At 29.6% G+C, this 15,132-nt stretch carries 11 protein-coding genes and 3 rRNA genes; 1 reads left to right on the forward strand and 13 read right to left on the reverse strand.

What is annotated here, in order from left to right; translation table 4 throughout:
- The first annotated feature begins 153 nt into the window (after positions 1-153).
- Positions 154-951 carry a Pr6Pr family membrane protein gene (locus AACK81_RS05660; RefSeq protein WP_338960467.1) on the forward strand — a complete coding sequence of 266 codons (798 nt, stop codon included), beginning with the start codon at positions 154-156 and terminating at the stop codon, positions 949-951.
- A gap of 62 nt (positions 952-1,013) precedes the next feature.
- Here the strand turns inward: AACK81_RS05660 and AACK81_RS05665 are convergent, their stop codons facing one another.
- The 13 genes from AACK81_RS05665 to AACK81_RS05725 all read right to left on the reverse strand — a co-directional run bounded on the left by AACK81_RS05665 (position 1,014) and on the right by AACK81_RS05725 (position 15,124).
- The gene (locus tag AACK81_RS05665) at positions 1,014-1,502 is read right to left on the reverse strand and encodes a hypothetical protein (protein ID WP_338960468.1); all 489 of its coding nucleotides are present in this window, start codon (positions 1,500-1,502) and stop codon (positions 1,014-1,016) included.
- A 102-nt stretch (positions 1,503-1,604) separates the two neighbouring features.
- A 5S ribosomal RNA gene (gene rrf, locus AACK81_RS05670) occupies positions 1,605-1,711 on the reverse strand.
- 82 nt (positions 1,712-1,793) lie between these two features.
- Positions 1,794-4,731 (reverse strand): 23S ribosomal RNA (locus AACK81_RS05675).
- A gap of 191 nt (positions 4,732-4,922) precedes the next feature.
- Positions 4,923-6,444: ribosomal RNA gene (locus AACK81_RS05680) — 16S ribosomal RNA — on the reverse strand.
- Together the 16S, 23S and 5S rRNA genes form the textbook arrangement of a ribosomal RNA operon.
- 245 nt (positions 6,445-6,689) lie before the next feature.
- Positions 6,690-9,710, reverse strand: coding sequence for a DEAD/DEAH box helicase family protein (locus AACK81_RS05685; RefSeq protein WP_338960469.1), 3,021 nt, complete (start codon positions 9,708-9,710; stop codon positions 6,690-6,692).
- Between the two features lie 169 nt (positions 9,711-9,879).
- Positions 9,880-10,089 carry a 50S ribosomal protein L32 gene (rpmF, locus tag AACK81_RS05690; protein WP_281747878.1) on the reverse strand — a complete coding sequence of 70 codons (210 nt, stop codon included), beginning with the start codon at positions 10,087-10,089 and terminating at the stop codon, positions 9,880-9,882.
- Positions 10,090-10,314: 225 nt separating this feature from the next.
- Positions 10,315-10,692 (reverse strand): hypothetical protein, encoded by a 378-nt coding sequence (locus tag AACK81_RS05695; RefSeq protein WP_338960473.1) that lies wholly within the window; start codon positions 10,690-10,692, stop codon positions 10,315-10,317.
- A 126-nt stretch (positions 10,693-10,818) separates the two neighbouring features.
- Positions 10,819-11,226 (reverse strand): DUF3800 domain-containing protein, encoded by a 408-nt coding sequence (locus tag AACK81_RS05700; protein WP_338960475.1) that lies wholly within the window; start codon positions 11,224-11,226, stop codon positions 10,819-10,821.
- 273 nt (positions 11,227-11,499) lie between these two features.
- On the reverse strand, positions 11,500-12,177 hold the full coding sequence (deoC, locus tag AACK81_RS05705) for a deoxyribose-phosphate aldolase (RefSeq protein WP_338960477.1): 678 nt from the start codon (positions 12,175-12,177) through the stop codon (positions 11,500-11,502).
- Complete coding sequence (locus tag AACK81_RS05710) at positions 12,167-13,150, reverse strand: Gfo/Idh/MocA family oxidoreductase (RefSeq protein ID WP_338960479.1); 984 nt, start codon at positions 13,148-13,150, stop codon at positions 12,167-12,169. Before AACK81_RS05710 ends, deoC begins: the two co-directional genes overlap by 11 nt.
- Positions 13,151-13,161: 11 nt before the next feature.
- Positions 13,162-13,884, reverse strand: a complete 723-nt coding sequence (locus AACK81_RS05715; RefSeq protein WP_338960481.1) for an RsmE family RNA methyltransferase — start codon at positions 13,882-13,884, stop codon at positions 13,162-13,164.
- A 152-nt stretch (positions 13,885-14,036) separates the two neighbouring features.
- The gene (locus AACK81_RS05720; RefSeq protein WP_338960483.1) at positions 14,037-14,264 is read right to left on the reverse strand and encodes a hypothetical protein; all 228 of its coding nucleotides are present in this window, start codon (positions 14,262-14,264) and stop codon (positions 14,037-14,039) included.
- 80 nt (positions 14,265-14,344) lie between these two features.
- Complete coding sequence (locus tag AACK81_RS05725) at positions 14,345-15,124, reverse strand: hypothetical protein (RefSeq protein WP_338960485.1); 780 nt, start codon at positions 15,122-15,124, stop codon at positions 14,345-14,347.
- Positions 15,125-15,132 lie beyond the last annotated feature (8 nt).

Genomic DNA, 15,132 nt, shown 5'->3' on the forward strand with positions numbered 1-15,132 from the left:
TTAAGTGTTTTAAATAATCAGTTAGTAAATATTAATAGTGATAAGAAAAAACTTGATATACTAAATAAGTAGCATATTCAATCATAATAAAAAATTAAATTTTTGATAGGAAATTTAATTAAATTTAATTCTAATATAAATAGGAGAAAAAATATGAATTGAAAAAATAGTAGTGAATACCGATTAAAAAAAAGAAATCTTATTAAAATTATTTGACGTTTATTTGGTCTACTTATTATTTCTTTATTCTTAATTTTTGATTTAATAATTACTATTAATTATCCCAATGCTTTCATTGTTCCTAATGTTGATAAATCAACTGAAAGATTGGCAATTTATTATTTTTATTTTACAACTCAAACTAATTATTTAGTACTCATTTATTTATTTGCTTTTTTATTTGAAAGTAAATTTAAAGAAAATTCAAAACCAAGTTTTTATATTTTATTAAGCATTACTATTTATATTACAATTACAATGTTAGTATTTTGAATAGGTATCATTAGTAATAGCCAAGAAAGAAGTAAATATGGAACTGATATTTATTTATGATTTAAAACAATAATTCTAAATCTAATTATGCCAATTGTTATGATTTTAAATTTTGCTTTATCATGTGGACGTGATTTTTATTCACTAAAAAATCATCATAAACTTTATATGTGATTTATTTTATTTTATCCTTGTTTTTATGTAGTAATGGTAATGGTTCGTGGTGTACTACGTATTAAACAAGGAGAAAATATTAATATTTGTTATCCTTACTTTTTTTTCAACTACCAAAAATATGGTGTAGGAGTATTAGTTACTGCTATTATTTTTCTGTTAATTATTAGTATTGGTTTACAATACCTTTATTTATGAATTAATAACATACAATATAAAAAAAAGCATGATGATGATAAACCAAATTTTCCAATCATTACTTATCCTTATGGTTTTAAATTATAAAAAATAAAATAAGGCTTTAGAAATTAAAAGCCTTATTTATACAATTTATTAAATATTTTTAATTATTCATTTACCATAGAAACTACTTCTTCTGGTTTATTAGTAACTGGAAAATATTTACCAATAATTAATAATACACCTGAAGCAATATTAAGTCCTAAAAAAATAATATTAATACCACTAATAAAATTAAAATTTGATGAAAACATAACTATTAAAGAAAAACCTGCTAAAACCAAAGTTACAATTCCAACAGCTAAACCACTATTAGCATTTCCTTTTAAAACATTATTGCACATAATAATTATTGCAATTGAAAATCCAATAGCAATTAAAAGTCCAAAAATCAATCCAACAATAAATATTGTACTAACTCCTGATGTTAATGAAGTGTGATCATATTTTGTAAAACTTTTAAAAATGACACTACTTGCTGTTGCTAAAATAATTGTAATAATTACACTTCAAATAATATTTATAATATTTGTTATGAATCCAATTTTAGCTCCAATATATAATTTTTTATCTAATTTCTTTTCAACCTTATCCATTTTTTCTCCTTTTTTCTTAAAATCTTTTTTACATTTTAATACTCTCAATCTTAACATAAAAAAAATTTAAATTTTAAATTAAATACTAACACAAACAAAAAAATTTGGTATCGTGCTATTTTCCCATTGCTGGTATTTTCGTCGCTGGAGTGCTTAACTGCTGTGTTCGAGATGGGAACAGGTGTGACCACTCCGCCATGGACACCAAATAGTTTAGCAATTGTTCCCTAAAAACTAGAAACAGACATCTTTAAATTTGATTACTTTTGATTTGCAATAGAGAATATATTCTTCAATAAATCCTCGATCTATTAGTATCAGTAAGCTGAACATATCACTATGCTTACACACCTGACCTATCAACCTTGTAGTATTCAAGGGATCTTACTTCTTTCGAATGAGAAATCTCATCTTGGAACTGACTTCGCGCTTAGATGCTTTCAGCGCTTATTCATGCCCTACATAGCTACCCAGCTGTGCCACTGGCGTGACAACTGGTGCACCAGAGGTAGGTCCATTCCGGTCCTCTCGTACTAGGAACAGCTTTCCTCAAATTTCTTGCGCCCACGACAGATAGGGACCAAACTGTCTCACGACGTTCTGAACCCAGCTCGCGTACCGCTTTAATGGGCGAACAGCCCAACCCTTGGAAGCGACTACACCTCCAGGATGCGATGAGCCGACATCGAGGTGCCAAACCTCCCCGTCTATATGAACTATTGGGAGAGATTAGCCTGTTATCCCCGGGGTAACTTTTATCCGTTGAGCAACGGCCTTTCCACACAGCACCGCCGGATCACTAAGCCCAACTTTCGTTCCTGCTCGACTTGTATGTCTCGCAGTCAAGCACCCTTTTACCTTTGCGCTCTACATATGATTTCCATTCATATTGAGGGTACCTTTGGGCGCCTCCGTTACTTTTTAGGAGGCGACCGCCCCAGTCAAACTACCCACCAGACACTGTCCTTAGACCAGATTATGGTCTCAAGTTAGAATTTCAATATAGCAAGGGTGGTATCCCAATGGTGACTCCATACCTACTAGCGTCTGCATATCAACGTCTCCCACCTATGCTGTACAAACTACACCAAAATTCAATATCAAGTTGTAGTAAAGCTCCACGGGGTCTTTCCGTCTAATCGCGGGTAACCTGCATCTTCACAGGTACTAAGATTTCACCGAGTCTATAGCCGAGACAGCGTCCGGATCGTTACGCCTTTCGTGCGGGTCAGAACTTACCTGACAAGGAATTTCGCTACCTTAGGACCGTTATAGTTACGGCCGCCGTTCACTGGGGCTTCAGTTCAAAGCTTCGCTTACGCTAACAAATCTCTTTAACCTTCCAGCACTGGGCAGGCGTCACCCCCTATACATCGTCTTACGACTTAGCAGAGAGCTATGTTTTTGCTAAACAGTCGCCCGGACCTCTTCACTGCGACTCATATTGCTATGAGTTCCCCTTCTCGCTAACTTACGGGGTTATTTTGCAGAGTTCCTTAGCTATAGTTATCTCGCTTGCCTTAGGATATTCTCCTTGACCACATGTGTCCGTTCTCGGTACAGGCACCATGGTGATGTCTTTAGAAACTTTTCTTGGAAGTATGGCATCAAATGCTTCGTTACTAAGCGAACCGTTCACTCCCCATCGTACTTCAAGGTTAACGCTGTGCGGATTTGCCTACACAACCCTCTTTGTACTTAGCCCAGCACTACCAACCACTGGGACATTTTAGCCTTCTCCGTCATTCCATCAGTCACCATGGTGGTACAGGAATATCAACCTGTTATCCATCGACTACGCCTTTCGGCCTCGCCTTAGGTCCTGACTAACCCTGGGTGGACGAACCTAGCCCAGGAAACCTTGGTCAATCGGCATGAAGGATTCTCACCTTCAATCGTTACTCACACCGGCATTCTCACTTCTAAACGCTCCACTAGTCCTTCCGGTCTAACTTCGTCGCAGATTAGAACGCTCCCCTACCGCCCACAATATATGTAAACATACATATAGACCCATAGCTTCGGTACAATGCTTAGCCCCGGTACATTTTCCGCGCAGAATCATTCGACTAGTGAGCTGTTACGCACTCTTTAAAGGATGGCTGCTTCTAAGCCAACCTCCTAGCTGTCTGAACAATTCCACATCGTTTTCCACTTAGCATTGATTTGGGGACCTTAGCTGATGATCTGGGCTGTTTCCCTCACGTCCATGGACCTTATCACCCATAGACTGACTGCCAGATATGTAACAATGGCATTCGCAGTTTAACTGCATTCAGTACCCCGAGGTGGGGCCATCATACATTCAGAGCTTTACCTCCATTGCACTAATTCTGACGCTAGTCCTAAAACTATATCGGGGAGAACCAGCTATCTCCAGGTTCGATTGGAATTTCACCGCTAGCCACAAGTCATCCACGGTCTTTTCAACGAACGTTGGTTCGGTCCTCCATTAACTGTTACATTAACTTCAACCTGCTCATGGCTAGATCACCTGGTTTCGGGTCTACGACCACATACTAAACGCCCTATTCAGGCTCGCTTTCACTTCGGCTCCGTCTTTTCAACTTAACCTTGCATGTAATCGTAACTCGCCGGCTCATTCTACAAAAGGCACACCGTCACCCATTAACGGGCTCCGACTTGTTGTAAGCATATGGTTTCAGAAACTATTTCACTCCCCTCTCGGGGTACTTTTCACCTTTCCCTCACGGTACTGGTTCACTATCGGTAATTGGTTAGTATTTAGCCTTACGCAGTGGTCTGCGCAAATTCCGACAAGGTTCCACGTGCCTCGCCGTACTCAGGATACTGTCAAGAGATTTATACATTTCGCATACTGGGCTTTCACCATCTATAGCGTTGCTTCCCAACAACTTCTGCTATATATAAATTTTGTAACTCTTCATAGGTGGAACCTAATAGACAGTCCTATAACCCCAGTCTGACGACTGGTTTAGGCTGCTCCCTTTTCGCTCGCCGCTACTAAGGGAATCGCATTCGCTTTCTTTTCCTCTAGGTACTAAGATGTTTCAATTCTCTAGGTATCACTCTGCACAACTATGAATTCATTGTACAGTACTATCTGATTAAAGATAGTGGGTTTCCCCATTCGGACATCTCCGGATCAAAGCTTATTTCCAGCTCCCCGAAGCTTATCGCAGGTAATCGCGTCCTTCATCGTCTTCCAATTCCAAGGCATCCACCATACGCTCTTAATAATTTATTTTTAGAATATCCTATTGCAAAATAAAAATTATCTTATTTTTTTAAAAGATGTCTATTATCCAGTTTTTAAAGAACAATTGTTCAGAAAAAACAATCCCTGAAAACTAAACAGAACAAAAGAAATAATCCAATAAATCATCCATCTAATTTTTCTTGTTGTCTTGGTTTCTTATTAGAAACTAAACTCCATAGAAAGGAGGTGATCCATCCCCACCTTCCGGTAGGGATACCTTGTTACGACTTAACCCCAATCATCAACCCTGCCTTTGGCAGCTCCCTCCTTGCGGTTAGGACACCGACTTCTGGCATTGCCAACTCTCGTGGTTTGACGGGCGGTGTGTACAAGACCCGAGAACGTATTCACCGCGACATTGCTGATTCGCGATTACTAGCGATTCCGACTTCATGAAGTCGAGTTGCAGACTTCAATCCGGACTGAGACTGACTTTTTGAGATTTGCTTGACCTCGCGGTTTAGCGACTCTTTGTATCAGCCATTGTAGCACGTGTGTAGCCCAGGTCATAAGGGGCATGATGATTTGACGTCGTCCCCACCTTCCTCTAACTTACACTAGCAGTCTCCTTAGAGTCCCCAACTTAATGCTGGCAACTAAGGACAAGGGTTGCGTTCGTTGCTGAACTTAACCAAACATCTCACGACACGAACTGACGACAACCATGCACCACCTGTATCCTTGTTAACCTCTACTATATCTCTATAGCTTCGCAAGGTATGTCAAGACCTGGTAAGGTTCTTCGCGTTGCTTCGAATTAAACCACATGCTCCACCGCTTGTGCGGGTCCCCGTCAATTCCTTTGAGTTTCACTCTTGCAAGCATACTACTCAGGCGGAGTACTTAATGCGTTAGCTACAGCACTGCCTCATGGCAACACTTAGTACTCATCGTTTACGGCGTGGACTACTAGGGTATCTAATCCTATTTGCTCCCCACGCTTTCGTGCCACAACGTCAGTAATAGGCCAGTTAGCCGCCTTCGCCACTGGTGTTCCTTCATATATCTACACATTCCACCGCTACACATGAAATTCCACTAACCTCTCCTATACTCTAGTAATGTAGTTTCCAAGGCGGTTAGGGGTTGAGCCCCTAAATTTAACCTCAGACTTGCAAAACCGTCTACGCACGCTTTACGCCCAATAAATCCGGATAACGCTTGCCACCTATGTATTACCGCGACTGCTGGCACATAGTTAGCCGTGGCTTTCTGGTAAGGTATGGTCGATACTAAAATCATTTCCTATTCTAGCACTTCTTCCCTTACAACAGACCTTTACAATCCGAAGACCTTCATCAGTCACGCGGCATTGCTCCATCAGGCTTTCGCCCATTGTGAAAAATTCCCTACTGCTGCCTTCCGTAGAAGTTTGGGCCGTGTCTCAGTCCCAATGTGGCCGTTCATCCTCTCAGATCGGCTACGCATCGTTACCTTGGTAAGCCATTACCTTACCAACTAGTTAATGCGCCGCATTCCCATCAATTAGCGAAGCAAATGCTCCTTTCATTATTTATCATTGCAAATAAATAACATATGCGGTATTAGCTGTCGTTTCCAACAGTTATTCCCCACTAAATGGTAGGTTAGATACGTGTTACTCACCCGTTCGCCACTAAAGTATTGCTACTTTCGTTCGACTTGCATGTATTAGGCATGCCGCCAGCGTTAATCCTGAGCCAGGATCAAACTCTCAATAAAATTGTTTTTGTTAAAAGATGATGTCTGACTTATTTAATTTTTAATAAAAAATTGACGGATTAATTCTTGTTCTATTTAGTTTTCAAAGATCGTTTTTTCTAGTTTGTAACCCATTTATTTTTGGGACAATAATAATAATACAACATGCCATAATTATTGTCAACCTAATTATCATAAAAAAACATTATTTTTTTAAAATTAAAATCATTAAAATTTTTTATAAAATTAAAAAAATAAAATATTATTTATTCTACTAAAAATTTAATAGTAATATAATCACTCTTAATTGTTAATTGATATTGACCAATACCAATAAAGTCATACAACTTTAAAGCAAGATTTTTAAATTTTTTATTACAATCATTATTTAAAAATAATATTTTTTCAATATTATTATTTTGTAAATCTTTCACTAATTTTGAATTAATCGTTTTATTTTCTGGTATTGATCAGTAATATTCTTTTGTTAATTTATTATAACTAGTTAATTTACCATAATTTGTTCCATCAATATCTGCAAAAATTACTGATTTATTTTCATTAAATGTCAAATGACCCGCTTGAAAGGCAATAATTTTTAAAGGTCCAAGTTTTTTATTAAAATTAACACGATTAATTGTACATAGTGCCTGATGCACAGTAAATGTTGATTGATAAGATAATAAAGGATAATCTTGATTAAAATGTTCATTAAGTAACAATGTTTCATAATCTAGTTTATATTTAAGAATAATTTTTAGTTCATTAACAACCAATTTGTTATTTTCAATGAAATTTGTAACTAAACATGGTATTTCATTAAAATTTGGAAAAATACGATTAAATACTTTATTACTTGTAACCTCATATAATAATGATGCTATTAATAAATTGTCATAATGATAATTAATTAATTCAGTATCTAATTCTTGACTTAATCTTAAATAAAAATAATTAACTATTTGATAATCATTTAAAAATAAGAATTGTTTTAAGATATTTTGATTACGATTAGTATCATTATCATGGGTTTGATAATTTTTTATTTTTTTTGCTATTCGTAAATAAAAATCATTTAAAAAATTATAAAATTCTTGAATTGTCAAATCATAATCAATTAATATTTTAAAAATAGCATTATCATTATAAAGTTGATAATATGATTGAATTACCAAATAAATTTTTTTTCGTGATTGATATCATTGCTTTAAATTAGTTAAAATGACGTTTTGACTTCTTGGTTCTAAAGTAATAGTACATCCATAAGGTAAATTAAAACTATTAGGTAATTGTTTATTAACATTTATAATATGTGAGTTCGAAAGATTTTTAATACCAATGGTTATGTCATATTTTTTATCAATATTAGCAATTAAATCATAAACCTCTAAACAATGTTTAGTTTCTGTTTTTCTCAATCCTCTTCCTAATTGCTGTAAATATACTGTTTTTGAATTAGTTGGTCGTAATAAAATAATAGTATCAATTTCAGGAATATCAATTCCCTCATTAAAAATATTTACTACACATAAATAATTAATAATTCTATTTTTAAAATCATTAATGATTTTACTACGATTAGTTTGATTTTTACTTGTTAAAAAATCTGCTTTTAAGCCGTGATTTTGCAAAAATCTAGCAACAATTTGTGCATGAGTAATGTTAATACAAAAAATTAAACAAATCCGATTACTATAAAATCCAATATAGTCATTAATTACATCTAATAATAACTTATTTCTTGCTTCAGTATTTAATTTTTTAAATAATTGTTGATCATTATTTAAATCAATACCAGTTAAATCAGCAGTAATGTCATCAATACAATAATAATCAAATGGTGATAAAAGTTTTTCATTAATTGCATCTCACAATCGTAATTCATGTGCAAACTCATTATCAAAATAATTAATAATGTTTTTATTATCTTCTCGTTCTGGTGTTGCTGTTAAACCAATAATTTGTTTAGGATGAAAATAATTTAAAATTGTCTGAAAAGTTTTGGCAGCCAAATGATGAGCTTCATCAAAAATAATAATATCAAATTGTTGACGTTTAAACTTATTTAGATGTCTATGTACAGTTTGTACTGTTGCAAATAAATATTGTTCTTGAAAATTATTTTGTTTACTATTTAAAATAGTTGCAAATTTTTTATCATTTATTACTTTTCGAAAAGTAATAATTGCTTGTTCAATAATTTCTCTTTGATGTGCTAAAAATAAAATTGAAGGTTTTTGATTATTATTTTCTTTGATTTGATTTAAATAGTCAAAAGCAGATACTACTGTTTTACCAACACCTGTTGCCATGACAATTAAATGTTTTGTTTTTTTAAGTTTTCTTCTTAACTTTAATTTATTAATTAAGGCAATTTGAAAATCATAAAGAAAATAATTAGTTGCTAATCATTGTTCATCTTTTTTATTTACAAGCAATCGATTATATTCAATTCGTGATAGTAATTGTAATCGTTGTTGTTCATCATTTAAATCAACTAAATTATCATTTCATAATTTATAATACTGATTTAAAATATTTTGATATAGTTGCTTATTATCAAATTCATTAATTTTAATATTTCATTCACGACCACTAGCTAAACCTTTTTGCGTTAAATTTGATGAACCAATTATTGCTGAAGAAAAACCTGAATTTCGTTTAAAGATAGCAGCTTTAATATGAATTCTTTCACTACGTTTTTCTAAATTATTTTCAACTTTAACTTTAATATTAGGATACTTTTTTATTATTTTAACTAATGCATATAAATTAACAAATAAAGCCATATCATCAAAAGTAGTAGTAATAAAATTAATAGTAATATTATGATTTAAAGCGTAAGTAAATGATGAACGTAACTTATTAATAATTGAATTTGATATAAAAGGATAAATGAAGTATACTTCATCACAAGTTCTAATTTCCTGATTTAAATGATTAATTAATGTTTGTTGGTTTTCATTAGTAAATAAATAATTATCACTTAATCTAATATTAGAAGTTAAAGGATTATCAATTATACTATCATTTACTTGTAATAAAATGTTATTACTAAATTTATTAGTAGTAAAATTACTTATGATTTGATTTAAAAAATCAATTTTTGCTTCTGGTGATTTAATCGTTTTTAATTGTTCAATTAAAGTATTATTTAATTGTTTAACTAAATAATGATCAATGTCTTTAATTAATTCTTTTTCATCATTAATATGTGATATTTGGAAATTATTGGTAATATCATCACTAATCTTTAATAATAAATCATAATAGCCCTTATTTTTCATACTCTACACTTCCTAATAAATAGTGTCTATTTTAATAAATTATAATCTATATTTTAATAAATTATTAACTATTATAAAATAATTTTGTAAAATAAAAAACCTCTAATATTTAAAATATTATTTTAAATAAATAAGAGGAAGGTAATCTAAGATAAGATATATTCATATTTTATTTTTTTTCTGTTGATGATGTTTTTTCTGCTTGTAATGGATTAGTAATACTTACACCTTTGTATGTCTTGCATTTCATACAGGCATGATGTGGTTTAGTAATTGCTCCACAATTTAAACAGTTAGTTGTAGTTGTTGCAGATAAACTATCATGGGCACGACGTGTATTTTTACGCATTTTTGACGTTCTTCTTGCTGGTACTGCCATAGTCTGTTGCCTCCTTACTTTCGTATCTCATAAATTATATATTGATTTATCAGAAAAATCTATTTTTTTTGATAAGTTTTTCAAATTTTTGGAAATAAAATACTAATAAATCAAATATTTTATTTGGAATGATAAAAAGATTGGTGAAATAATTAAAAATAGAATGTAATTATGAGAAACTGCTTATTTTTTACTATAAAAAATTACCATTTTAAACAGTTTTTTCTAAAAATTTTCTATTTCTAAAATTTTTATTAATTCAATAATTTCTTTACCTTGAATTAATATTCTTCCATTTTTATAGTGCGTTAATGTTCAAAAATTCACCTTTTGATATATATTTTCTATCAAAACATTATTATTTACTTTTTTAAACTCTTTAATTTTATCTATTTTTTTAACATTTACTAGATTTACATGTGTAACATGTGTATTCTTTGTTGTTTTTACTTCATCTTTTTCAATTATTTTTTTATTATGATAAGCTTCATAATCTCATATTAGTTTATTATTTAATTCCCAGTCATTAATAAAATTTATAGGTTGTGAATGTTCAGGATAATTTTTTTTTACAAAAATTATATTAGCAATATAATCTGCCATTTGAATATCTAAATTTGTTTTAGAATCTAAATATTTTACATTTAATTTTATATTTTCATTAACATTACATAGTTTTCAATTTTGTTTTAAATATTGTTCTAAACCATTTGGAAATAATCCTTTATCTTATCTTTCATCAATCCTAAAATTAATTTCACTTTCATCTTCAAAATATTCTTTAATATTTTCAAAAATTTTATTTAACATAACTTTAGTTAAAAAATTATATTTATCTGCAATATGTTTTATATTTTTTAAAAGTTTTGGATTTTTTGCATTAATATAAATTCCTATTAATTTAACATCATTTAAGGTTAATAATTGATTTATAAAAATTGCTTTTTCTGTAACATTTAAATCTGTAGCTTTTATTTCAATTTTATTTTTTAAACTTTCTTTTAAAATATTTTTTACTTTGTTATATATAAATTTTACTTTTCTTATATCTTTACATATATAGCCTGCTATGACAAAATATTTATGTCTATTATTTATTGATAAAGTCCCGGATTCATCTAATATTATAAATACCATTATATACTACACTTTCATAAGTTATCAAATTTATTATACTTGAATCATATATAAAAGTATAGTAAAATACAATAAAGTCCTTTAAGATAAACCGTATACCACTTGATTACTAAGCGTATGTTAAGTACGTGGTTTCTTAGGCAAAATCCCTTTAATTAGGGATTTTTTATTAATAAAAGTTACCTAGGTAACTTTTATTTTTTACATATAATTAATTTTTTTAAATATCTTAATTTCTTTTTTTTATTTATTATAATTATCAATATATCTATCTTAATAACCACCCTTAGTTTCTTGTCCTGAAATAATAGCAACACCATTACTAGTACCAATTCTAGTAGCACCAGCATTAATCATCGCCATTGCATCATCTTGATTTTTAATACCACCAGAAGCTTTAATTGCAACATGAGGACCAATATTTGCCTTCATTAATTTAATATCAGCAACCGTTGCACCACCATTAGCAAAACCAGTTGAAGTTTTAATAAAATCTGCTTTTACTTTAGTTACTAACTGACAAGCAATAATTTTTTGTTCTGTTGTTAATAAACTACACTCAATTATTACTTTTAAAATAATATTTTGTGGACATGCATTACGAACTGCTTGTAGATCTTGCAATACAAGTTTTTGATCATTATCCTTTAGTGCCCCAATATTAATAACAACATCAATTTCTTGAGCACCATCTTTAATCGCATTAATTGTTTCTGCTACTTTAGTTTGTGTAGTATTGGCACCCAATGGAAAACCAACCACTGTACATACTTTAACATTACTATTTTTTAATAAAGTAACAGCACGATTAACATAAAATGGATTAATACAAACTGCTTTAAAATAATAAGTTTTAGTTTCTTTACATAATGTATCAATCATTGATAATGTTGCTTCTGGTTTTAATAATGTATGATCAATATATTCATTTAAATTAATATTACTTTTCATAAACTTCAACTCCTAATTCATTTTCACTTTTAATAATTGCTTCAATAACTTCAAGATTCATTAAACTATGATTTAATCAATAATCTCGACTTAAATAATCTTTATTTTTAATCATTTTTACAAAGTCATTTAATTCATATGTCATTAAACTTTCTTCATTGGTATTATCTGCGATTTCTTTTATTCCGTTTTTAGTATAAACCTTAATTCCACTTAATGGATGAACTTGTGATAAAACAAGACTACTATTATGACCTATAAATTCACTTTGTGCATAAGAGGTTACTCCTTTACTACAAGTAATAGTAGTAATAGTTCCATTTTCATGCTTCAAAATAACATGATTACTTAAATTAACACCATTAGGTAATTTAATTGCCATCGCTTTAACTGTTTTTACTTTACCTAATAAATACAATACTAATTGTAATGGATATACTAAACTATCATAAGTTGAACCTTTACCAAAATCTTTATCAAAAACAGAATCATATATTCCTTTTTCAACTGATGGCATTCTTGAAGAAATACGATTAAAATTAAGGTTAACTACTTCTGGATTTATTTCATGCACTAATTTTTTTAATTTAGAAAAAATAGGTAAATGAACAGTAACATAAGCTTCTAATAAAATTATTTTTTTACTTCTTGCTAAAGAAATTAGGTTTTTAACTTCTTCAACTGTAAAAGTAATAGTTTTTTCTACCAAAACATGAATATTATTTTTTAAAAATAATTTACTTTGTTTGTAATGCAAACCATTTGGTGAAGCAATATAAATAGCATCAATATGTTCTATCATTTTATTTAAATCATCAGTACTATGGGCAATATTATATTTTTTTGCTCATGTTTCTGCTTTATCTAAACTTCTTGAATATATACAAGTTATTTTAACTTTTTTATTAGTTAACGCTTGCTTTATAAATCTTTGAACAATTTTTCCAGTTCCAATAATACCAATTCTAATCATCTTGTACTCCTCTAACTTTTTAAACTTGTTTCATAATTAATGATTGACATTAAAAATAAAGGTGCAGTTTCAGCACGTAAAATTAATTTTCCTAAACTAATATTACTAAAATTAAGTTGTGTTAAAGTTGCAATTTCTTCTTTAGTGATTCCTCCTTCGGGTCCAACTATAATTGTTATTGATGATAATTTATTATTTATTTGACTAATTCAACTAGTTTCTGATGAATTTTCATATGCAACCAAATTAAGATGAGACCGATATCGCTCTAATTGTTTTAAATCAAAAACAACGGGTGTAACAATCGGAATTAAATTGCGATTTGATTGTTTGGCAGCAGCTTTTGCAATATTTTGTCAACGTAAAACTTTCTGTTCTGCTTTTGTTCTTGTTAAAACACTAACACATCGTTTTAACTGCAATGGCACAATTTGATAAACTCCCAATTCTACTGCTTTTTGAATGACTAAATCAAATTTTTGTTCTTTTAATAAAGATATTACTAATGTGATTTTACATCTGAATTCTGAATTACTATTTGGCACTGTTTTTATAATTTCGCATTTAATAACTGATGTAATTTCAATAATTTTTGTTAAATATTTTTGTTCTTGATGAATAATAACTATTTCATCATTAATTTTATGACGTAATACTTTAATTAGATGTTTACTATCTTCTTCATCCAATATTAAAATATTATTAGTTTTATGATTAGTAAAGTAGCATTCCATAGTCCACCTCTAATTTAATTATAACATAAGGTAAAACTCAAATTAACAAGTTTTAACTATCATCTTTAATTTATAAAATATAAAATTTCTTTTTTCTTTTATCATGAAACTAAATTAAAAACTACTTAATTAATTAAGTAGTTTTTAATTATTTATAAAATAATACATTTTGCAACTTTAGTAATAGCATTATTATCTATGTTTACTAAAGGTTTATCATTTATTATGTTCTTATTTTTATTACTTTCAAATGTATCAGCAACTTTTTCTCGTCTTTCTCTTTCTTTTTCTTTTCCAAAACTATTATTTACTTCATCTATTTTTTTTGCAAGTGAATCTTTATCTTTTGTACTTCATTTTTCATGTGGTTCTCATGGCATATTTTTTACTTCCTTTATTATTCTTTGAATATTTTTTCTACCCTTTAAATACTCAGTAAAATTATTTTTAAAACAATATTTTATATTGAATAACTTCGTTGTTTTGTTACTGGGCTAATTGGGGGTTGTATATCAGTAGAATTAACTATAACACTTAAATCAAAATTTTTAGCAACAGGATTAGTAACTGTTGGTTTTGCTTTATCTGGGTTTTCTCACGTTATTTTATTACTTAATAGTTTATTTATTTTTTGCTTTTTCCTATTATCTAATTCTTGTTTTAAAATATTAAATTGTCTTTCTAATTGAGTTTCTACTTTATCACTTGTCAAGTCTCTAATTATTGTTTTAAATTCTTTTTTATCTTTTTCAATTTTTTCTTGATTTTTAAACATTTTATTATAAATTCATGAATCAACTTTTTTTATTGCAGTTGAAACTGTTGTTGCAGCAGTTTTAATAAATAAGCCAAGTATAATTGAAATTAAACCAACTATAAGTTTGTCTTTTAATTCTGTTGCAATTTCCCTCCTTACAAAGGGTAAACAAGAAATCAATATTGGAACACCAACAGAAAGTACTGAAATAACACCCCACATTGTGAATTCAACTATAGATGGTTTTTCTTTATATTTTGTTTGTTCTTTTATAAACTCTTTAATTGGTATTCTATCAAAATTATTATTATTTATTAATAAAAGATCATTTTTGTATTGACTTAAATTTTTATATTGTTTTGTTTGCGTTAATATTTGTATATTATCATTATCAAAGTTATGAAAAAACATTATTTTTTCTGAAATTGATTGATTATTATGTATAAAAGTTGTTATATAATAACAATTATTATTTATTGTCAAAATTTCTT

This window comes from Spiroplasma endosymbiont of Lasioglossum villosulum (assembly GCF_964020195.1).
Lineage (GTDB): Bacteria > Bacillota_I > Bacilli_A > Mycoplasmatales > VBWQ01 > Spiroplasma_E > Spiroplasma_E ixodetis_A.